General features: G+C 44.6%; 20 protein-coding genes. 3 read left to right on the top strand and 17 right to left on the bottom strand.

Translation table 11 applies throughout. The annotated features are described in order from the left end of the window. The coding region (locus AC3DOM_RS05040) for a hypothetical protein (protein WP_487917934.1) at window positions 1–620 on the bottom strand (620 nt) is incomplete at its 3' end. A gap of 83 nt (window positions 621–703) precedes the next feature. Between AC3DOM_RS05040 and AC3DOM_RS05035 the strand changes: the two genes are divergently transcribed. Both AC3DOM_RS05035 and folB read left to right on the top strand, forming a co-directional pair. Beyond that, a complete protein-coding gene (locus AC3DOM_RS05035) occupies window positions 704–1,486 on the top strand; it encodes an SAM hydrolase/SAM-dependent halogenase family protein (protein WP_487917933.1) in 783 nt (260 codons plus the stop codon). A gap of 5 nt (window positions 1,487–1,491) precedes the next feature. After that, window positions 1,492–1,839: a dihydroneopterin aldolase gene (gene folB / locus AC3DOM_RS05030; protein ID WP_487917932.1), complete on the top strand. Its 348-nt coding sequence runs from the start codon at window positions 1,492–1,494 to the stop codon at window positions 1,837–1,839. 58 nt (window positions 1,840–1,897) lie between these two features. On the opposite strand, the gene folE is transcribed toward folB, so the two are convergent. From folE to AC3DOM_RS04950, 16 genes are all read right to left on the bottom strand, one after another. Beyond that, window positions 1,898–2,509: a GTP cyclohydrolase I FolE gene (folE, locus tag AC3DOM_RS05025; protein ID WP_487917931.1), complete on the bottom strand. Its 612-nt coding sequence runs from the start codon at window positions 2,507–2,509 to the stop codon at window positions 1,898–1,900. A gap of 79 nt (window positions 2,510–2,588) precedes the next feature. Continuing rightward, window positions 2,589–3,152, bottom strand: coding sequence for a ribosome hibernation-promoting factor, HPF/YfiA family (gene hpf, locus AC3DOM_RS05020; RefSeq protein ID WP_487917930.1), 564 nt, complete (start codon window positions 3,150–3,152; stop codon window positions 2,589–2,591). 23 nt (window positions 3,153–3,175) lie between these two features. Beyond that, the gene (locus AC3DOM_RS05015) at window positions 3,176–3,856 is read right to left on the bottom strand and encodes a ComF family protein (protein ID WP_487917929.1); all 681 of its coding nucleotides are present in this window, start codon (window positions 3,854–3,856) and stop codon (window positions 3,176–3,178) included. Between the two features lie 66 nt (window positions 3,857–3,922). Then, window positions 3,923–4,879 carry a type II secretion system F family protein gene (locus AC3DOM_RS05010; RefSeq protein WP_487917928.1) on the bottom strand — a complete coding sequence of 319 codons (957 nt, stop codon included), beginning with the start codon at window positions 4,877–4,879 and terminating at the stop codon, window positions 3,923–3,925. A 1-nt stretch (window position 4,880) separates the two neighbouring features. After that, complete coding sequence (locus AC3DOM_RS05005; RefSeq protein ID WP_487917927.1) at window positions 4,881–5,846, bottom strand: type II secretion system F family protein; 966 nt, start codon at window positions 5,844–5,846, stop codon at window positions 4,881–4,883. A gap of 29 nt (window positions 5,847–5,875) precedes the next feature. Continuing rightward, a complete protein-coding gene (locus AC3DOM_RS05000) occupies window positions 5,876–7,294 on the bottom strand; it encodes a TadA family conjugal transfer-associated ATPase (RefSeq protein ID WP_487917926.1) in 1,419 nt (472 codons plus the stop codon). Window positions 7,295–7,308: 14 nt separating this feature from the next. Beyond that, window positions 7,309–8,541: a CpaE/TadZ family protein gene (locus AC3DOM_RS04995; RefSeq protein ID WP_487917925.1), complete on the bottom strand. Its 1,233-nt coding sequence runs from the start codon at window positions 8,539–8,541 to the stop codon at window positions 7,309–7,311. Between the two features lie 52 nt (window positions 8,542–8,593). Then, window positions 8,594–9,625, bottom strand: a complete 1,032-nt coding sequence (locus tag AC3DOM_RS04990; RefSeq protein ID WP_487917924.1) for a CpaB family protein — start codon at window positions 9,623–9,625, stop codon at window positions 8,594–8,596. Window positions 9,626–10,013: 388 nt separating this feature from the next. After that, window positions 10,014–11,045: a sensor histidine kinase gene (locus AC3DOM_RS04985; protein ID WP_487917923.1), complete on the bottom strand. Its 1,032-nt coding sequence runs from the start codon at window positions 11,043–11,045 to the stop codon at window positions 10,014–10,016. Window positions 11,046–11,057: 12 nt separating this feature from the next. Continuing rightward, window positions 11,058–11,753 carry a response regulator gene (locus AC3DOM_RS04980; RefSeq protein ID WP_487917922.1) on the bottom strand — a complete coding sequence of 232 codons (696 nt, stop codon included), beginning with the start codon at window positions 11,751–11,753 and terminating at the stop codon, window positions 11,058–11,060. A gap of 72 nt (window positions 11,754–11,825) precedes the next feature. Further along, complete coding sequence (locus AC3DOM_RS04975) at window positions 11,826–13,292, bottom strand: hypothetical protein (RefSeq protein ID WP_487917921.1); 1,467 nt, start codon at window positions 13,290–13,292, stop codon at window positions 11,826–11,828. After that, window positions 13,270–14,847, bottom strand: a complete 1,578-nt coding sequence (locus tag AC3DOM_RS04970; RefSeq protein WP_487917920.1) for a hypothetical protein — start codon at window positions 14,845–14,847, stop codon at window positions 13,270–13,272. The genes AC3DOM_RS04975 and AC3DOM_RS04970 overlap by 23 nt, the downstream gene beginning before the upstream one ends. Beyond that, the gene (locus tag AC3DOM_RS04965) at window positions 14,844–16,067 is read right to left on the bottom strand and encodes a hypothetical protein (protein WP_487917919.1); all 1,224 of its coding nucleotides are present in this window, start codon (window positions 16,065–16,067) and stop codon (window positions 14,844–14,846) included. The genes AC3DOM_RS04970 and AC3DOM_RS04965 overlap by 4 nt, the downstream gene beginning before the upstream one ends. A 105-nt stretch (window positions 16,068–16,172) precedes the next feature. Then, on the bottom strand, window positions 16,173–17,075 hold the full coding sequence (locus AC3DOM_RS04960) for a diacylglycerol/lipid kinase family protein (protein WP_487917918.1): 903 nt from the start codon (window positions 17,073–17,075) through the stop codon (window positions 16,173–16,175). Between the two features lie 66 nt (window positions 17,076–17,141). Beyond that, window positions 17,142–18,101 (bottom strand): aldo/keto reductase, encoded by a 960-nt coding sequence (locus AC3DOM_RS04955; protein ID WP_487917917.1) that lies wholly within the window; start codon window positions 18,099–18,101, stop codon window positions 17,142–17,144. Further along, window positions 18,101–18,820: an alanyl-tRNA editing protein gene (locus tag AC3DOM_RS04950; RefSeq protein ID WP_487917916.1), complete on the bottom strand. Its 720-nt coding sequence runs from the start codon at window positions 18,818–18,820 to the stop codon at window positions 18,101–18,103. Before AC3DOM_RS04950 ends, AC3DOM_RS04955 begins: the two co-directional genes overlap by 1 nt. A gap of 72 nt (window positions 18,821–18,892) precedes the next feature. On the opposite strand from AC3DOM_RS04950, the gene AC3DOM_RS04945 reads away from it, so the two are divergent. Further along, window positions 18,893–20,443, top strand: a complete 1,551-nt coding sequence (locus AC3DOM_RS04945) for a hypothetical protein (RefSeq protein ID WP_487917915.1) — start codon at window positions 18,893–18,895, stop codon at window positions 20,441–20,443. Window positions 20,444–20,494: the final 51 nt, after the last annotated feature.

Raw genomic sequence — 20,494 nt, 5'->3', positions numbered from 1 at the left:
GGTTGGGGTAATTTCTTTTTTATAATGATCGAGCCTCCCCCAAAGATCAGCGTAAAGAAAATCAATATTGGCAAACGAAGTTCTTCAATTGCGGCAGCAAAGATCATCGCCGCAGCAATCACAAAGAAAGCTCCCAAATAGAGGGCAACCTTGATGCTAGCTTCACTGAAGAGTGTTTGCGCCAGAGTCGCTTTCTCTTTTGCCTCTTTTGGCTGGGCCTCGGTAGGCGTTTGCTCAATGGGTGTTCGCGCAAAATCAAAATCGTAACGTTGCTTTAGAATTTGAGACTGGCCTTCGTTGAGCAGACCATCTTTCTCCCATTGGATGATTTCCCCCGCAATGACTTGCCTCTCCCGCAGAGGCATGCGGCTATTTCGCGCCCGGATTTGGCGATTAAGGGGAGATTCCAATAGCTCGAGGGCCGCTGATCGAACAGCCTTGTTGCGATCATTTATCGCCATTTTTTCAAGTTGGCGCAAAATAGTCTGGCTGCTGTATCCAAGCGGGCGGAGTGCGTCTATGCTCTTAAGGCGCTCTTCAGCCTGGGCATGAACCAAGCCCTGTTGAATTTCAACAAGGATCGTTGATGGATCGGGAACGGGATTTTCAAGTTCGGACATGGGTCACCTCTCAGAAAACTTGTCTGTCAACACCCTTTATGCTACCATCAAAAGAGTTTATTTGAAAAGGAGCAAAAGAAAGAATGAGCGTACTGACACTATTAACCGACTTCGGAACACAGGATGGCTTTGTGGGAGCGATGAAAGGAGTGATCTGGAGCATTTGCCCGGATGTAAAAATTGCAGATATTTCTCATCAGATAAAACCCCAAAACCTGCAACAAGGCGCGATCATCCTTTGGCGAGCTGCCCCCTTCTTTGGGGAAGGCACTGTCCACGTTGCGGTTGTTGACCCCGGCGTGGGAACTCAGAGAAGGGCGATCGCGGCCCAACTAGGAACACAGTTCTATGTCGCCCCCGATAATGGCTTGCTCACGGCGCTCATACAGGATGCCGAATCCAGGAATCTGCATCGGAAATTCGTTGATCTAGATCAGCCTAAATATTGGCTAAACCAAGTCAGCGGTACCTTTCATGGACGCGATATCTTTGCTCCCGTTGGAGCCCACCTTGCTGCGGGGGTGCCACTTGAGAAGCTTGGCACGCCCATCAATGATCCTGTTCTAATGACGCTCCCGAAGCCTGAGAAAACAAAGGCAGGCTGGAAAGCAGAGATCACGATCATTGATGGCTTTGGCAACCTGCGTACAAATCTACTTGCCGATCTGATTGAGGGTGAAGCGCGTGTTCGGATATTAGGTGAGAAAATTGACGGGATCGTAAAATCATATGGGCATCGTAAGATCGGCGATCTGGTGGCTTTGGTTGACAGCGAAGGATATCTTGAAATCGCGGTTGTAAATGGCAGCGCGGCAAAACGATTGGGTGCAAAAACGGGGGACGCTGTCGAAGTGACGGTGAAATAAATCTTATGGATAAAATACTGATCACCAATCTACATGTACTCGCTATTATTGGCGTCTATGAGCATGAACGATCAAACCCGCAGGATATTTTGATCAACATCACCTTATTTACAGATACCCGCCGGGCCGCAAAAACAGATCAACTTGAAGATTGCATTAATTACGATGCCCTCTCACAGAAGATCCGTGCGCATACAGAAAGCATCCAGAGAGAAACCGTTGAGGCATTGGCTGAGGATATTGCCGGGATATGCCTGGAGGAGGCCAGGGTGAAGAAGACCCTTGTCCGCGTCGAAAAGCCCGAGGCCCTTGATTATGTGGAAAAAGTAGGGGTTGAAATCGAACGTCCTTAAATGGAAACCGGCCCACATCCACGCGTGAGCCGGTTTTTTATCCCGATTAAAATAATTATTATAGTTGTAACGAAGATGCGCCACGGGAAATATTATCCAAAAATTCCTGGCGTGTGGCTAAATTTGCCCTGAATGCACCATGCATGGCAGAGGTGGTCATGCGGGCATTATTCTTTTTGACGCCACGCATCATCATGCAAAGATGCAGGCCTTCGACAACGACCGCAACACCCTGCGGGTTTAATAAATCCTGAATAAAATCTGCAATTTGACGAGTCATGCGCTCCTGAACCTGCAAACGCCGCGCAAACATATCAACGATGCGGGGAATTTTAGAAAGGCCAATTACTTTTCCATCCGGAATATAGGCCACGTGGGCGCGCCCCATAAAGGGCAGCATATGGTGTTCACAAAGGCTGTAAAATTCAATATCGCGAACAAGGACCATTTCGTCATATTCAACCTGAAAGAGGGCACCGTTGACAACCTTATCGGGGTCAATATTATAGCCAGAGAGAAGTTCCTCATACATTTGGGCCACTCTCAAAGGGGTGCGTCTTAACCCCTCTCTGGTGGGATCTTCATTAACAGCGAGAAGAATATTTTTAGCTGCTTTCTTGATCGCATCCTGATCAAAAACAGGGTTGTTATTTTCTAAAATTTCATCCATATCAATTTATATTCAATATCTTAGATAAAAACTGACCCAAATATTGGGCCAGTTTCTCATTATAAGCCTTGCTTACGTTTTACGCAATTTTTGGGTCAATAAGCCCATAACTTCCGTCGCGACGGCGATAAAGTACATTCATCGCATTCGTTTCACCGTTATAAAAGATAAAAAAATTATCGTGTCCAAGGAGTTTCATTTGTTCAAGCGCTTCTTCTTCCACCATCGGGTAGACGGTAAACCGTTTCCGCCTGGCGATCCTCATCTCATCCACTTCTTCATCTTCATCGACTACATCCGGAGCTACCTCAGCTGCAGATCGGCCATCACCCCGACCGCGTTTTTGCTTACCTTTGTAACGTTCAATTTGGCGCTGCATTTTATCAAAGGCAGAATCAAAGGCGCCTAAAATGTCATCTGAGCGTTCCTCAGTTCGCAGAAGAAGACGACGGCCTAGAACAGTAATTTGTGCAATTTGTCGATCCATTGCACTTCGCGCTGATTTATCATTAGAAAGTTCTACGCGAATTTCTTCGATTGCCTTGAGATAACGATCCAATTTTTCTGCCTTGCTATAAACATAGTCATGAACCTTATCGGTTACTTCCATATTTTTTCCGATAATTTTTGTTTCGTTTGTCATCGTACCTCCTGTTTTAGAATTTCCTAGACTGTCATAAGACCGTGACGCGGTAATGCTCTGGCCACGGAGAGGGCATAAACCTCGCGAGCGCCACCATTTATTAGCGCCTTAGCACAGGATTTCAGGGTTGCTCCCGTTGTGGATACATCATCTAAGACCAAAACACTTTTTCCTGCAACTCTCTTACTATCTGCAACAAAAGCGTCACGCACATTATCTTCTCTCCCATTAGCAGAAAGCCCCACTTGCGAAATCGTTTCCTTCGTTCTTTTTAAGGAGCGTGGGACATATTCCCAGCCTTTGGCAAGAGCCAGGGGTCGAGCTATTAATGCTACCTGATTATACCCTCGTTCTTTTAATCGCTTTTTCCCTAAAGGCACAGGGGATATAATCTCAATCTGCCAATCCAGCTGATTTATATAAGCCAGCATCTCAGCAGCAAGAGCATCGCCAAGACCAAGGTCCTGACGATATTTAATACGGTGTAATGCCTTGCGGATCGGCCCTTCAAAAACTGACCATGAGCGCAAAGCAAGATAGGCAGGTGGTATTTCTTTGCAAGACGGGCATATCCCGGTTTTGGGTTGGGGCAAACCGCAAACGTCACAAATTGGTTCGGGAATTAGCAAACTGTTTTTTCGGCAATTCTCACACCAACGGAAACCGTTTTTTTCACATCCCCCGCAAACAGGTGGGTAAAACAAATCTATCCCTCTCCAAAAAGAGCGATATAGATGATATCCTAAACCAAAAGATTTATTCAAATGAATTTATTGCCCGAGGCCCCCACTCCCACCGAAGGTATTCGCCATTCTGAAAGCCGCAGGCGCCAATAAGACGATAAAAATGGATGGGAATGTTAAAAATGCCATTGGGATAATCATTTTCACAGGAGCCTTATGCGCCTCCTCTTCCGCCCTTTGGCGACGTTTAACACGCATCTGCTCTGATTGAATGCGCAACACCTTTGCCATACTTACACCTAGCTGCTCACTTTGGATCACAGCAGCGACAAAACTCGTCATCTCTGCAAGCCCAATTCTTTCTGCCATATCCTTTAGAGCGTCACGCCTTAATTTGCCAAGCTGTACTTCTCTAATGGCTCTTGAAAATGAAAGAGAAAGTTCGTTTTCCCATTTATCGCTTACTTTTGACATTGCTGCATCAAACCCCAATCCTGCTTCAACACAGATAGTAAGTAAGTCGAGGGCGTCTGGCATTGCCTTGCGAATCTCGTGTTGACGTGAGTTGATCTTACCTTGGAGCCAAAGTTGAGGAAAGAAAAAACCGACTATTGCAAATAATGGAACAATCAGGTAAGGATTAATATTTATGGCCGATGGAGGCGCAAATAAAAATATAATAAATAAGAATCCTCCCAAAACACCAGCGATTACAAAACGAGATGCCAAAAATGTAGATGCTGCCATTCGAATTGGATTTCCTGCCAATTCTATCTTTAGTTCGGTGTCTTCAATCAGGTGTTGCGGTGTAAATCGTGTTGATATTTCCCCAACCTTCAACAGAATAGGAACGATCACGCGTTCTTGAAAAGGTTGAGATAACTCAATTTCTTCAAGGGACGCCACCTCACCTCGCTCGCTAAATTCTACCAATCGCGAGGCCAGTAAATCATCTTCTCCGGTCGATGATGCCTCGCGTTGTCCTGCAATCACCAAGGCAACAATTCCTCCGACGACTAGAAAACCAATAATTATCCAAACCATATTACACCTCGATATCCGCTATGCGCATCATCACAAAATACCCTATACCAATTAACATAAGCCCGCAGCCAAGCGCTCCAAAACCAGGGGCTCTACCTGCATCAAAAATACCTCTCATATACTCGTTATTGAAAAACCACAGAAAAAGAGCTAATGCGATAGGAACAAATGAAAGGATTTTTGCAGAAGTTCTGACTTGCGAAGTTAAAACCTGAATCTCACCCTTAATTCGGATGCGTTCGCGAATTGTGAACGAAATTGTATCAAGAATCTCTGCAAGATTGCCGCCAACCTCACGTTGGACATTGATTGCTGTAACCATAAAGTCCAGGTCCGGGCTTGGAATGCGGCGCAACAGATTATCTAAAGCTCTTCCCATGGGAACACCCAATTGCATTTCTTGCACAACACGTCTAAATTCATCAGAAATAGGCGGAGGGAGTTCTTTACTAATTGCTTCCATCGCCTGCATCGTAGAATATCCAGCCCTTAAACCATTTACCATCAGGTTTATCATATCTGGCAATTGGCCATCGAAATTCTTAAGTCGCTTTTTTTGCTGATTTCCTACATACATTCCAGGTGCAAATCCGCCAAGAACTCCCCCAATCCCAAAGGAAAAAATACTTCGCCCACCTAAAAAGCCGGCGACCAAGGCGGAAAGGGTAATTGATATAACAACTAAAGCAAAATATTCAGAAACCTTAAACTGTAGATCAGCGCGCGCCAATGACTGCTTAATTTTGTCTCCCCTTGAGGATTTTTCAACGCGTTTATTAACCCATTCTGTTAATACAGACGATTCATCACCCTTTCTACCTTCATTGCTCTCTTCCAAATATTCTCCTAATCTACTTTCAACCAAATTCCCCTCGCTATTAGAAGACATTACAATTCCTGCTATAAGTAAAATTAGCAAAATAACCGCTGCAATAATAAAAAACCAGGTGGTAGTATCAAGATTCATGAGAAGATTCCGCTATAGGGATAATGAGATTAATATCGTTTTCTTTCACCAATGCCAAAAATAGATGGGGGCAAACGGATGCCACTTGCCTCAATTTTATCCATAAATTTGGGGCGTAAACCCGTAGGTCTTAACCTCCCGATCAATTTTCCTTCTTCCATGCCAGTTTGCTCAAAAGCAAAAATATCTGTGGTTGTAATTACATCACCTTCCATGCCGCTTACTTCGGTAATATAGGTTACACGTCGAGAACCATCACGCATACGCTCCTGATGGCACACCAGATCAATCGCCGATGAGATTTGCTCACGAATCGCCCTGACAGGTAAATCCATACCGGCCATTAAGGTCATTGTTTCGAGGCGAGAAAGCGTGTCACGTGGACTATTTGAATGGGCGGTGGTCATTGACCCATCGTGACCCGTATTCATAGCCTGCAACATATCAAGGGCTGCTTCGTCACGAATCTCTCCAACAATTATTCTATCCGGCCGCATACGTAAAGAGTTAACGACCAGCTGTTGAATTGTAATTTCACCACGTCCTTCGATGTTTGCTGGGCGTGATTCAAGCGTAACAACATGCTCCTGCCTCAATTGAACCTCAGCTGCATTTTCGATCGTCAGGATTCGCTCGTCTGCAGGAATAAACGCCGACATTATATTTAATAAAGTTGTTTTTCCAGAGCCTGTACCACCAGAGATAACAATATTTAATCTGGCTTCAACACAAGCCTTCATAAACTGCAATGCTTCTGGTGTGATCGAACCAAATTGGACAAGCTGCTCCATAGTAATTGGATTCTTGGAGAATTTACGGATGGTTAGTATTGGTCCAACAAGAGATATAGGGGGGACGACAGCATTTACACGAGAACCGTCAGGCAGGCGCGCATCCACATAAGGACTTGTTTCATCAATTCGCCTACCAAGTGGAGCAACAATTCTGTCAATGATCCGCATCACATGATCATCGCTTTCAAAAGTTACTGGCACCCGATGCAATTTACCTTTTCTCTCAATATAGATGTTTTTTGCGCCATTCACCATGATTTCAGTAAGACTGTCGTCTTGCAATAGAGGCTCTAAAGGACCAAGCCCCAAAATTTCAGCAGTAATTTGTTCAAATAACCTATGCCGTTCGGGCCTTGAAAGCACAATATTTTCTTCGGCCAAGATTTGTTCAAATAAATCTTGAATCGATCCGCGAACCTCATCAGTCTGAGAAATATCAGTTGATGGATCAATTTCTGCAAGCAATTTATTTTGCACACGAGTTTTTAGATCATAATATGTTCCTGATTGAGGAGTTGTATTCGGAGCATTTGCACGCCTTGCCTGTAACGATCCCAGGCGCGAGGGGGTTTCAGCCCCTTGTTGTCCCCCTCCAGATTCTTTCTTTTCAGAGGATGACCCTTGCCCCTGTTCAATTCTCTTTAGTAAAGACATTGGTTTTCTCCAAATTAATTAACTCCCATATCACCTTCTGTTTCAATCGATGCAATTCTGGAGCGGACTTTTCCAGCCAAAGAAAGAATCCCTCTACTCGCAGGCTGTGTTTGATTCCCTAAAATAAAGGGGACACCTCGATTAACTGATGGAATAACAACACGGTCGTCAAGAGGAATTATTGCCGAAACCTCTACTTTTAAATTTTCACCTATTTTTTCAGGCGTAATCCCGATCCGCTTATCATATCGATTCAACGCAAAAACAATCCGTTCCCTCTCAACACCCATTGAAGATGCTAAATCAAGGAATAGTCGCAAATTTTTAATTGACGGGATGTCTTGTGTCGCGACAATAACTACTATATCACTTTCATCCAAAGATGACAAAACAACATCCGTGAGCAATGAGGGAGTATCAACAATCACATAGGCATATAAACGGCGAAGATATTGCAATATTTGCGTAAATTGTCTTCCAGATACTCCCTCTGCCTGCTCGGGGCGCGGAGGGGCTGATAAAACATGTATGCCAGAATCCTTATGCTTGACCATAACATCGCCAACAATTTCAGGATCTAATTCGTCAACTATTGGGGCCAAATCCAATATTGTATTTTTTCCCTGCTCATTAATGAAAACAGCCACATCGCCAAATTGCAAATTCCCATCTACAATTACTGTGTGGGTTTCATTATTGTGAAGGGCAATGCCAAGATTGACTGCCAAAGTTGTACAACCAGTGCCCCCTTTTGGGGAATAAATAGTAATTATTTTTCCCTGGGATGAAGAAAAGCTTGAAACGGAGGGCAATCCACTACTTGTTAGAGCTGCTGTTCCTCCCCCTCCTTTGGCTTTCTCCATATGCGCCATTTTCCCCGCCCGACGAATAGCAGATATAAGCTCATCACCCATTGGTGGTTTGGTAAGGAAATCACGAGCGCCTGCTAACATGGCACGCCGCATGTAGTTCGGATCACCCTGCACAGACAATATTACTACCTGCACAAAAGGCTTTTTCTGACGGATTGCCTCTGTAGCCGCAATGCCATCCATATCTGGCATATTTATATCCATCAGAATAACATCTGGCTCAAGTTCTTGTGCCATATCGATCGCTTCTCGACCAGTCCGCGCTACACCAACAACCTCGACATCAGATTCAAACTGAAGAAGTTTGCGAACATTCTCTCTGGTTTCAGCTACATCATCAACAATTAGCACACTGTATTTATCACTTGAAGCCATTTAATCTCCACATCACTAAATTGTTCTGAGATAGAAAATCCATCATGAATTATTAGGGAGTCGGTTCAGTAGTATTTCCTAAAGCAGGGTCTCCTAAAGCATCAATGCGAGGTTCAACTGCATATGGCAATTTTGCAGGCACAGGAATTGCATATTGACTAAGGAGAAATTGCAAGGTGGCAGCTTGTGTTTCAACCCTGGACGTATCTTTTGCACCTCGTAAAGTCAATGTCAGTTTGGCGCCTCCATACAGCATATAAGTCAAGGATGTTGCGTCCTGAGGTGAGACAACCAACGTAACAATATCAGGAGTAACAGGTGCTGGGGGAGCAGTATTCTCTCCCGGAGCAGGAGGCGGAGCATTCTCATCTGTATCTTCAGCAACAACTTGATCGGTTACGGGAAAATCTCCAAGCTTTAGCACAGCGACGTCCTGAATAACAGTTTGACAAACAGTACGCGGACGCTGATCTTCTTGAGGGACGATGTATACCGGTTGTTGCAAAGTTGGGTCAAGTTCAATTCGACCTTGCGGAGAGCCTGCCGCACCTATGGATGCCGAGAGACTTGGGGCTTCAAAGGGAAAGCCTGCAGCAAAAACAGATGCTGTACTATTAGGTAGTTTAGATTGGAAACCAGAATCAATGTCCACAAAAATGAAGCATGCAATCACATTCACATGAGCACCATCAGCAGCACCATAGGCGACAGAAGATAATCTAGAGACAGGTATGGCGATGGCTGTCATTCCAGGAGATATTAAATTGGCCCACTCGGGACCAATTGAAGCAATATCTCCCGTTTCGCCAATCATAGGTTGTGTAATAACTACGCCTTGCGCAATTGGATATTTCGCAATTTTCCCCACAACTTGCAAATCTCTTTGATCATATCGGAACATAACCCCAAAATCTGTTCCCTCTGGCAATGATATGCTCCCCAAAACCTCATCCGTAATTTCAGCCCCTTGCGGAATATTTTGTTTAGCAATGACAATATCAATTAAAACAGGCGCAGGAGCAGCTGCCTCCTCAGGTGCAGATCGGCTTCTCAAGAACAAATACGCTCCAGCCAGGACAACCAAAAGGAATAGTGCCAAGTAGATAAATATTCTTCCGCGACGCATAAATAGCTCCTCTCATTACTTCGGACACTTGAATAGATTTATTAAATAATACTCAAACAAGTACGTGAATTATACAGGATATTTCTTTAATTATAGTAGTAGAAAGCTGGGACAGCGCTAAAAAACGGTTTACTGCTATGCTACTGCAATAAATTTCTTAATTTTTCATATTTTTTGGGGGGTTACATATAATTTACCAGACTCTGGCCCTTTTCTTTCGGTGAGAAAAATTTAGTGGCATCACACCTTATTTATTCAATTCCTATAATTAATCAATTGTAGACTGATTATATTATTAACTAATAGGAATATATCCTAGAGCGACAAAGTTGATATTCTGGACCTGCTAATTTACTGCTGGAACAGAAAAGGCAACTCGGGTGCCCTTTCCTGCAGAGCTGTCAATATCAAAGCTTCCTCCCAACATTTCAACACGGTCCCGAATAAGTTTCAATCCCAAACTACTGCTATGGTCAATCATATCAATGTCAAACCCCTTCCCATTATCATCAACACTGACTTTTATTAGCTTATCACCTACATCAATAAAAACCTTAATAACAGTGGCGTGACTATGTCTGGAAGCATTACCCAGAAGCTCTTGCAAAGCACGAAATACCATCACTTCAAGATATGGTTCTAATCTTCTCTCTGTCCCAGAGACCAGGAGATTCATATCCATTCCTGATTGCTCCTTATAAGTATCCGCATAGCGGCGAATAGTGGGGATCAGGCCCAAGTCGTCAAGCATCATTGGGCGAAGTTCAAAAATAAAATTGCGAACTTTTTGAAAAGTACGCATTGCAGACGCTTTCAAATTGTTCAACTCCTCTTTTGCCTGATCAATATCCACAGAGAGGAGACGCATTGCTATTTCAGCCTGCAAAATAAAATTAGATAGTGCTTGAGCTGGTCCATCATGCATTTGTCTAGCCAAACGCTGCCGTTCAGATTCTTGAGCATTAACAATCATCTCAATGTTAGACGATTCACTCCGTGTGTTACCAACTGCTTGAGAGACTTTCTGGCTGCCACCACTTACTAGATGCAATACTTTTTTATAACGCCCAAGAAATGTTTTGTCATTTTCCAGTTTATCTAACTGACCACGCATTACTAGAAGGCGCTGCTGGGCATCCAAGGCTGAATCATAAGCCATACGAACTTCTTCAATAGACAAATCGGATGAATCTGATTGAATTTGCTGCAAATGCGTTGTAATGGCCGTATTTCGTTGCGTCAACTTACCTACTTCATCTTGACTTTGTTCAATCATTAAGGTTACTTCCCTTAATGATTTTTCTGTTTCATCTATCTCAGATTGAATATCAAGAATTTGGTCTTCCTCTAAATTTTGGTCGGTATTAGAAACAACCATATTAGTTTACTCCTAAGCATCCTGCTCATTATCATTCAATTGCACCCAACCTCGTTTCAAAGCGTAAACAACGGCTTGGGTACGATCATCAACACTAAATTTCCTAAGTATCGCGGTAACGTGATTCTTGACTGTTTGATGGCTAATTCCCAACAATATCGCAATTTCTTTATTACTCATTCCACGAACAACACAAGAAAGAACTTCCATTTCCCGTTTTGAGAGAGGGTGGAAAGGCATTCCTGGCTCACTATACGGGCGATTAGTTTTTGCTATTTGACTTTTAATCCAGGCATCCAATTCTTCACGAGTAAAAACTTGCTCAGCTACAACATATTTTCCTTTGAAAATTTCCCGGATGCTATGGATCAAGCGTTTTGGGCCAATTTCTTTCGCGCAATATGCAGCTGCTCCAGCAAGAGCAGCATGTAAAGCCTGCTCAAGATCATCATATCCTGTTAACAGTAAGACTCGTGTCGGGAGCTTATCTTGTACTATTCGATGTGTGATCTGTTGGCCATTCATACCAGGTAAATTAACATCAAGAACAGCAATGTCAGGCGAAAGTGTCCGAATCATTTCTAGGGCCTCTTTCCCTCCAGATGCCTGTCCAATCACAGTCATATCTGGTTCCAAAGAAAGCGCATCCACTACCCCCTGACGAAACAAGGGGTGATCGTCAATCACTACAAGTTTGATTTCTTCCATAGCTCTCATCTCAATTATTATCGAGTATAGCACGGAGCATTCATTGAAATATGACAACAAAATTCAAATTTATTACCGCACCCACTGATAAATAATCATATTTTCTCCACCAATAGCTGGGCTAAAATGGCCACCTGTATTATACACAAGAGGTAGCCCTTCTGACAGGGTTTCGTACCAAGAGGGAAATACGATAAGATAATCAACATTTCGTTTGTCCATATAGTCAGCGAGCTTAATTTCATCGCGTACAAAAGGGATTACCTCCGGGGAAACCAATCCGGCCAAATCTACCAGCTCACGCCCGTCAAAATATCCCAGGGCACCAATATCATGTGCAGCAATCAATGCGTCTGGCGGGATATGCTCCGAGACCCACTGGGCAGTAACTACCATTTCACTCTCAATAAATGCGACATCTTCCGCAAATGCATTCGCCCCCATCACCCAAAAACCGATCCAAACCAAAAGAACAGACAAACTCCACGCAGGAGCTACTACCCGCCCCCAACGCTTGGAACGAACTTCCATAATGAGTTGGATGGTCCCCCCCAAACCACACAGGAAAAAAATCGGCATGGCGGGCATCATATAGCGTCCATGCTGGTAAATAACAGGAAGTTTCCAGGCATAGATTGCCGCATTGCCTAAAAACCATAACATCCCTACCAGAAGGCCAAGGTCGCGGCGTTGCAATGCCCGCCAGCCAAAAACAAATATTCCAGGCAACAGCAAGGCTCCCGCACCAATTAACGGTAAATTTATTTCTGCCAAGAAACGCTTCCAAAGGGGAGCAAGCTCACGCAAGAGCGCATACTCAGCCTGTTTGGCATAAAAAGTATTCGGCCATGGTGTCCCCGTCAAAGAAAGATTGAAAAACAAATATAAAGAGAGAAAAATACCAAAACCCAGCGCAATGCCAAACAAATTGCGAAATATTTGTTTACCTCCGCCCTTTGATAATACCGCAACCACAACAACCGGGCCCAAGAGAGTGATGCCTCCAGGACGTACCCACAAACTGAGACCAATCAGCATGCCAAAAAGTAGAAAGTTCCGTTTCCCAGTAGCTAATAGAACCAGGACGGTGGTAATCAGGAGTGCATATAGGAGGGTTTCCATACCAGAGACTGCTGCCCAAACGAGATGCCACTCCCCAATTAGAAAAACTCCCACCCAGGGAAACGTGCTGTGGTATTCAGGGACTGTTTTACGTAGAAATCCCTCGCCTACTTCAGCCAGTCCCAATAATAAAACGCCACCTAAAAGAAAAGACCAGAAAAATGGAGAAATTTTCAGTAAATAACCAATTGCGAGCAACGCCGACCAAAGAGGCGCCGTTGAACCACCTGAAACTTGCCCCCGCCAAAAGGCCCACTCTCCCCAATACGCTAAGTTACGCGCATAGGTTTGATGGATCCAGGCGTCGTCAAGTGGAAATCCGATCCGAAATTTCAGGCTGCTGGCAATTAAATAGCCCCCCAAGCTGAACACAGCAGCGAGCACTAAAATTAAATTACGGCTGCTTTTTGATGACAAATATTTTCGCTCCTTCGATTTCTTTCAAAAATAACAAGTCATGGTGCGTGGCAGGTGCATCAAAAACAGGGATCAAACCCTGCGTAACTGCCCCCGGTTCAAGAATTAGGTAACCTGCGTCATACCGTGTCGCAATATCGAGAACTGTTTGCGCATCTCCATCTGGAAGTGCAAGGGCGCCACGTCCACCGGAGAGATAATAACCAGGGGGATTGGAGACGATGACTGCTGTGTGCTCGTCATCATTTTTCTGCGCCGATAGAACCTTTTCAATAAGTGCGTAACGGGGCACCCCCCGGTTTTGGGCTTGCTTCCGTGCCGAGGGAGAGATGACACGCCCCCAAAGAATAGTCAGCGTAAAGATCAGCGAAATCACAACGATACCCACGCGAAAGACTTGCCATGCCTCCCGCAAACGCCAACCACGCAGACGCGATATCCAAATAATAGCTTGCTCTAACCCAACTGGAGCAAGCGCCCACCAAAGGGACTGCAATGCCGCACCTGAGTGAAAAAAGGAGCCGCGTGCCCCGGCAAAGGGGAATATGATCGTCATAATTAAAGCGGTAGTTAGCCATGCGAGAGAACCAATACGGATAAGTTCATTTTTGCGATAATGCCAGGCACCCCAAATGATAAATGGCAAGAGAATAATTTCACCCTGGACGCCGAGTATCGTTCCCAAATTGAGTTTGAGGGCCCAAAACCGCGCTTCAAAGATCGCAGACCAACCTGAGGCTAGCCAAGTTTCCATTGTTAATGATCCAGCAGGGTACGAGAATATTTGATTATAAGAGGTCAGCCAGAGCATTTGGCCGCCACCGGGGGCGAGGATTGTGCCAAAGACGTCGAGGTTTCGGAGGAACCAGGGGAGTGTTGGGAGGAGATAGCCAACAATAAGAAAAAGAGGGAAGAGAAAAGAGGAAAAGGATTGTTTCTGGACAGAGTTTCGATAGGAAATAATGAGCGACAAAAAAGCAAAGATGAGCCAAATCACCCCATCGGCGCGGGAGAGATGCATAAGACCTGCGAGAAAGCCTAAGATCAGTGATTTGAGCCAGATTTGGCGGATCTTGAGAGCAAGGAGGAAGCCCCCGCCGAGAAGCATGTAAAGGGTAAAGGTATCTGTTGTGGTGAGAAAGGGAGCGTAATATCCGCTGAAGAGTGCGAGAAAGGCAGCGATCAGGGACAGGTCACGACGGGATGTAAGGCTAAATGCCAGGGCGGCGGTGATTAACGGAATCAAAGCCGAGAGTAGGATAAATATCCATTGCGCGGAAGCAAAGTCAAATCCGCGGGCGATACGCATCCCCAAAGCGGAGAGGATTGAAGCTAGCGGCATCCAATATGCGTGAGAGGGATGTGGTAACCCCTCCGGATCATCCAGATAATTCCAGAGGAAAGGCTCGGTAAATCCCTTTCCCTGAGCAAGTTGAAGACCGGTGACGTAGTAATAGTCTCCATCCAGGTAGCCAGGGGTAGATTGGAAAGAGGCAATACCAATCGCCAGGCCTAACGCAAGAATGAAAAGGAGAAGATATGTGCGATTTGTCATTTATAATTTCGGGATATTTCGTCCACCCACGTTCTTGGTGGGCTGATATACCACCACCGTAACCAATACAGAGCAATAAAAAGGAGAAGGGGCAGAAGGAATGTCAGCAATTGAAGACCGTGAGAGGCACGGTTGAAAAGCCCCCAGGAAAACAAAATAGAAATCGCAACAAGGGGAATGCCCCATTTGGCCTGGCGAGACCAACGATCTTCTGCAATTTTGAATACAAGCGCCAGGGGGAAAAACAAAATTGAATAAAATATCGGGGTAATGTGAATATTTAGAAATGGGGTTATTGCGAGACTAAGGCTGGCAACCCAAAAGAATTGTTGAAAATCACGATCACGCGCTGCGCGCCACTCGAGGAAAAGAATAAGCAGCAATATCCATTTGATGATATTCGCTATCAGAATACTGTTGGCAGGATTCCAGATTTGGATGATCTCGCTAAAAAGAAACCCCTGCGCACCACGCGCATTGGCAACGATAGAGCTGGCAAAGGGGGTGAACCATTTGGGTACAAGGACAAAGGATGTGCCAATGAGGGCCGTCAGACTCATTGTCAAAATACCAAAAACACGCCACTTTCGGGATTTGACCAGCCAAAAAATAACCAAAAGAAAAAGTAGCCCGCCAATTTGCCATCGGAGCACTCCAAAGGCAAGCAGGAGCCCGAGAAAACTATCCCAGCCATTCCGAGTAGCCACCAGGATCAAGAGAAGGGTGAGGGCACTAAATATTGCTCCACTGCCTTCAATGAGGGGATATAACCCATAAAAACTAATAAATAATGCCAGAAAATAGATAATTTTATTTGTCCGGGAAGTTTTCCATTCTGATAAATAGATGCTTAAAAACCCCACTACAAAGAGCGCAATTTCGGCAAAGCTCATCCAGAGCGCGCGGGCAAGATCGTAATTTTCGATCAGGCCAAAGGGAAAATAGAAAGAGAGAATATAAAAGGGAATATCAAGACGATAAGGGTATTCGCCATCGCCCGCAGGATGTCCATAAATCGCGATTTGTGTCTCACGGGCTGCATCAAGGGTATATGGGTTGGTTTGTTCGACTAAAAAACTACGTGCCCCTATCCAAGGGACCAGGAAGCTCTCGCCATCAGGTAAATGGGGAACAATTGTAAAATTCACCCAGAGTAAAATACCAAAAAAGAGAGAGAAAATAAGCAAGATCGTGGTGTAGGCTAGTATTTTTTCTTTCAAAAAAACTCCTGTCAAAGACAGATAATATTATAGAGCAAAATGTTGGATTTTGATTAAATTAAAAATGGGCGGAATAGCTCCACCCATGTACAGGGTAAATATTTTTTACGGCATTAAAATTGGCAAACGACCTGGGGAAATTTGATAGTCAGCCTCAAGTAATTCCCGATTGAAAAGTTCTCCATCTGTATGGGCAGGGGAACTTGTAGTGAGCTTTACGGTCAGGCGAGTGGTATGAATCTCAGTAATCTCGTCTTTTTCAACATAGCTACCTTCGCCTGGCTTCATCGTCAATGGGAGCAGACTCAACATTTTCAGGCGAGATTTAACATGACCAAAAACAAATGTCAATTTCCCATCAAAGGGATCGGCATGAGGGGCCATATAAAAGAGACCGCCTGTTTGGGCTCCATTCCCAACTGTGACAAGCGTTATTGGGCCGGTATACTCGCCATCATCCCATTTGAGTTCAGCCTGCCAACTTGTGCCGCGCTGGATGGCAGATAATGCCGCATATAAATAACGCGGTATTCCTTTCAACCAGCCAATTTGCTCCTGCAAAACAGTGACCATCGGCTCAAGACCAATGGCTGCATTATTGGCAAATGAACGTCCATTTACCGAACATAAATCCATCTGGCGAATTTTTCCAGCAGCAATGATTTTTGCCGCATCCTTCAAGTCTTTCGGCATATTTAAATTGCAGATCAAATCGTTTGCAGTTCCCATCGGGATGATGCCAAAGGTAGATAAAGGCTGACCCTCAGCAGCTGCATTTGCCAATCCATTAACAACCTCTCCAATTGTGCCATCGCCCCCGGCAGCAATAATTGGAGAAAACCCTTCTTTAACAGCTAGCTCTGCCAGCTCTGTACAATGATCGCGCCCTTCAGAAACGTCCAATTCAAACGCTACGCCGGCATCCGTGAGAGCAGATGAAGCTTCTGGCCAGCGTTTTTTTGACCCCCAGCGCGCAGAGTATGGATTAAGAATTACTTTCGCGGTCATAGCATTTCTCCTGTCAACAAAATCAACTACAGTATAGCTCAAATGGTTTTCTCAAAGACTGCAATTCTAATTCTCATTCGCAGAAAGCTCATTCAGATAATTAACTTCTTCATTTGATAAAGTCAGTTCGACAGCACCCAAACTATCATTGAGTTGGGAAATGGAGTTTGCACCAATTATTGGGCTCGAAATCGTCGGGTCTGCCAACTGCCAAGCTAAAGCAACCTGTGTCACAGTAGCATTATGAGCAGCAGAAATATCATCCATTTGTTCAAGCAAACGCCAACTCTTATCCGTGAAATATTGCGCCACACCTTCTGCGCGCGCAGATGTAGCTTTTTTATCTTGCCTGTACTTTCCGGTCAAAAAGCCGGCCGCGAGCGGGCTATAAGGAATTACACCAATATTTTTCTCACGGCAGATAGCCGCCAATTCGCTCTCATATTCGTCTCGATGAACTAAATTATAATGCGGCTGAAGAGTTTCAAAGCGTGCCAGGCCAAATTTCTCCGATACTTCCAACGCTTCAAGAAGTTGAGTTCCCGAGTAATTTGAACAACCGATAGCACGTACTTTCCCGGCTTTTACAAGATCATCAAGTGCACGTAAAGTCTCTTCGATCTCAACCCTGTCATCGGGCCAATGTGTTTGATAGAGATCAATATACTCAATCTGCAAACGCTGCAGGGAATTTTCAATCATATTCAGGATACGTTCTCTTGACAGCCCCTCGGTAGGTGGATCTCCCATCATGCCCCGCACCTTTGTGGCGATGATCAGATTCTCGCGCGGGATTTGGGCTTGCTTCCACCACCGACCAATGATCTCCTCCGAGATGCCTCCCGGGTTTCCGTCAGCCCAGCGAGAGTAAATATCGGCAGTATCAAAGAAATTTATGCCCGCCTCATAGCCGGCTGAGAGAATCTCAAATGAAGTCGCCTCGTCTGCTGTCCAGCCAAACTGCATCGTCCCTAAACAAAGTGCAGAAACCTCGATCCCCGTGCTGCCAAGTTTTCGATAATTCATTACTCCACCTCAATATAAATTCGCTTATTGATCTTTCCTTTTGATTTATAGTCCGCTACACGCAGCTTTCCCACTTCGGATGTATTTTTAACATGAGTGCCACCATCAGCTTGTAAATCCAGCCCAACGATCTCGATCGTGCGGATTTCGGTAATCCCCTCTGGCAGGAGGTTGATCTTCGTCCGAATCAAATCTGGAACCTGGAAGGCTTCCTCACGCGGCAATACCGCGACTTTCACATCGTGCCCTTTTTGGGCTTCAATATTAATTGCTTTTTCAATTTCCCTGACCAATTCACCGCGCATGGTCTCAAACTCAAAATCCATCCGTCCCTTGAGAATTTCCATATTACCACCGGTAACCAGGGCACCGTAATCTCGAAAGACAACCCCACAAAGAATATGCATTGCTGTGTGTGTGCGCATGAGTTGATAGCGGCGTTCCCAGTCAATCGAGCCATGAACAGTTGCTCCGACCTCGGGCAAATCCACATCCCCACCGAGAAAATGAAGGGCATCAGCACCTTTCTTCTTTACCTTCGTCACCGTGTATTCTGTCCCGGAAATGGTCAGCAAGCCAATATCACAGGGCTGTCCTCCACCTCCAGGGAAGAAAGCCGTTTGGTCAAGCACCACCGCGCAGGTTTCCGCATCCACATCCACTATTTTCGCATCAAATTCTTTAAGATAGCTGTTAGCCTGGCAAAGTAGTTCGGTCATGGTGTTCTCCGGGAATATTAAAAATCTCTGTTAAAATTCACCTATCTATTTTACTTGATATCGAGGGACTTTATGGAAAATACCAAAAATAATCAATGGGCAAGCTTGATTTTGGGTGCAGCTATCCTAATGGGAGGAATTGTTCGCCTGACCCCGGCACTGCTATCTGATTTTCCAATCATCGATGGCGGAATGTTCTATACAATGATCAAAGATATACAAGCAAACAATTATGCATTGCCTTTTTTTACAACCTATAATAACCAATCCATTCCATTTGTTTACCCCTTCCTTTCATTTTATATTACAGCATTTATCTCTGACATAACTCACATATCTGTGCTAAACCTTGTGCAGTATCTCCCTGCCATTGTCGCAACCCTTTCTATCCCGGCTTTTTATTGGATGGCAAAAAACTCATTGCAATCCTCTCAAACGGCTGTTTTGGCCACTCTGGCTTTTGCCTTCATCCCGCGCACTTTTTCATGGTTTGTTCTTGGAGGTGGAATAAGCCGATCTATTTATCAGCTTTTTATCATTTTGGCTGTTTCAGCCGGGTACAAATTATTTACAAGCAATGAGAGAAATAACAAATATCTCATTTTAACCATTCTTTTCAATAGCCTGACCGTACTCAGCCATCCCGAAGCAGCCATCCATGCAATTTCAATCGGGGTACTTTTAGTACTATTTTATGGAAGAAATCGTCAGGGGCTTGTTTATGCCTTCGCGATCGCAATCGGTGTTTTATTTACTACAGCCATATGGTGGATGCCGGCATTGTCGCGGCACAGCATGGCCCCCTTCATCTCAGCCATGCAAACTGGTGGTCATTCACTACTTTCATTTTGGGGAGCTCTTGTTCCACGTTTTGCCTCAGAACGGAATATCAGTATTTTCACTGTATTTGCCCTGCTTGGGATTGCGAGACAATTCCACAAGCGTGATTATTTTCTCATCGCATGGTTTGTATTACCCTTTATAGTCGAACCACGCAGCGCGTCAGCTATCAGCGTTTTTCCATTGGCGCTTTTATCTGGTATCGGTTTCGCAGAAATTATCATACCTGCACTTGCCAGTCATCTTAGACCCCAAGACAAAAATACTGAATGGACATATTATTTTCAACGCAGTCCCCTACTTCGGATTTCTTTGATCTATATAATTTTCATTTCCCTTGTGGGATCTTTTACCACAAGCCTGGATATTGCTTCCCATACTCTAAGCCAACCAGATCGAGAAGCGATGCAATGGGTTAAAGAAAACACGCCTCAATCCAGTCAATTTATAGTTTGGACTGGTTCAGCTGAACCATTTTCTGACCCTGTCCAGGAATGGTTCCCTGCGCTCACCAAACGGACCTCCCAAAACACAATCCAGGGACAGGAATGGATATTAGGCAAAAAATTTCAACAATTTCAGCAAAGCCTGGACGAATTACAAGCGTGTCTCGAGATCAATTGTGTCGACGATTGGGCAAAAGTAGTTGATCGAAGTTACGATTATATTTATGTACGCCAACCTTCCTTATTGGGAAAAGAAATTGAGTTATCAATTGAACCTCATATGGTTTATCAAACCGATTCAATAACAATCTATACCTTTGGAAAGAAAAATAACTAGCCACCTGACACTTTAATAATTGAATAGTTGATCGGCATCAATTCTCCAATA

It is taken from the genome of Candidatus Desulfolinea nitratireducens, from assembly GCF_982879505.1.
Note: the sequence above shows the minus strand (reverse complement) of the source record. Positions and strands in the feature narration are given on the sequence as shown.

What these genes read in the sequence shown, in the direction of transcription:
- AC3DOM_RS05035 (WP_487917933.1), top strand. Translation starts at nt 704, where the DNA reads ATGAGCGTACTGACACTATTAACCGACTTCGGAACACAGGATGGCTTT.
- folB (WP_487917932.1), top strand. Translation starts at nt 1,492, where the DNA reads ATGGATAAAATACTGATCACCAATCTACATGTACTCGCTATTATTGGC.
- folE (WP_487917931.1), bottom strand. Translation starts at nt 2,509, where the DNA reads ATGGATGAAATTTTAGAAAATAACAACCCTGTTTTTGATCAGGATGCG.
- hpf (WP_487917930.1), bottom strand. Translation starts at nt 3,152, where the DNA reads ATGACAAACGAAACAAAAATTATCGGAAAAAATATGGAAGTAACCGAT.
- AC3DOM_RS05010 (WP_487917928.1), bottom strand. Translation starts at nt 4,879, where the DNA reads ATGGTTTGGATAATTATTGGTTTTCTAGTCGTCGGAGGAATTGTTGCC.
- AC3DOM_RS05005 (WP_487917927.1), bottom strand. Translation starts at nt 5,846, where the DNA reads ATGAATCTTGATACTACCACCTGGTTTTTTATTATTGCAGCGGTTATT.
- AC3DOM_RS05000 (WP_487917926.1), bottom strand. Translation starts at nt 7,294, where the DNA reads ATGTCTTTACTAAAGAGAATTGAACAGGGGCAAGGGTCATCCTCTGAA.
- AC3DOM_RS04995 (WP_487917925.1), bottom strand. Translation starts at nt 8,541, where the DNA reads ATGGCTTCAAGTGATAAATACAGTGTGCTAATTGTTGATGATGTAGCT.
- AC3DOM_RS04985 (WP_487917923.1), bottom strand. Translation starts at nt 11,045, where the DNA reads ATGGTTGTTTCTAATACCGACCAAAATTTAGAGGAAGACCAAATTCTT.
- AC3DOM_RS04980 (WP_487917922.1), bottom strand. Translation starts at nt 11,753, where the DNA reads ATGGAAGAAATCAAACTTGTAGTGATTGACGATCACCCCTTGTTTCGT.
- AC3DOM_RS04970 (WP_487917920.1), bottom strand. Translation starts at nt 14,847, where the DNA reads ATGACAAATCGCACATATCTTCTCCTTTTCATTCTTGCGTTAGGCCTG.
- AC3DOM_RS04960 (WP_487917918.1), bottom strand. Translation starts at nt 17,075, where the DNA reads ATGACCGCGAAAGTAATTCTTAATCCATACTCTGCGCGCTGGGGGTCA.
- AC3DOM_RS04955 (WP_487917917.1), bottom strand. Translation starts at nt 18,101, where the DNA reads ATGAATTATCGAAAACTTGGCAGCACGGGGATCGAGGTTTCTGCACTT.
- AC3DOM_RS04950 (WP_487917916.1), bottom strand. Translation starts at nt 18,820, where the DNA reads ATGACCGAACTACTTTGCCAGGCTAACAGCTATCTTAAAGAATTTGAT.
- AC3DOM_RS04945 (WP_487917915.1), top strand. Translation starts at nt 18,893, where the DNA reads ATGGAAAATACCAAAAATAATCAATGGGCAAGCTTGATTTTGGGTGCA.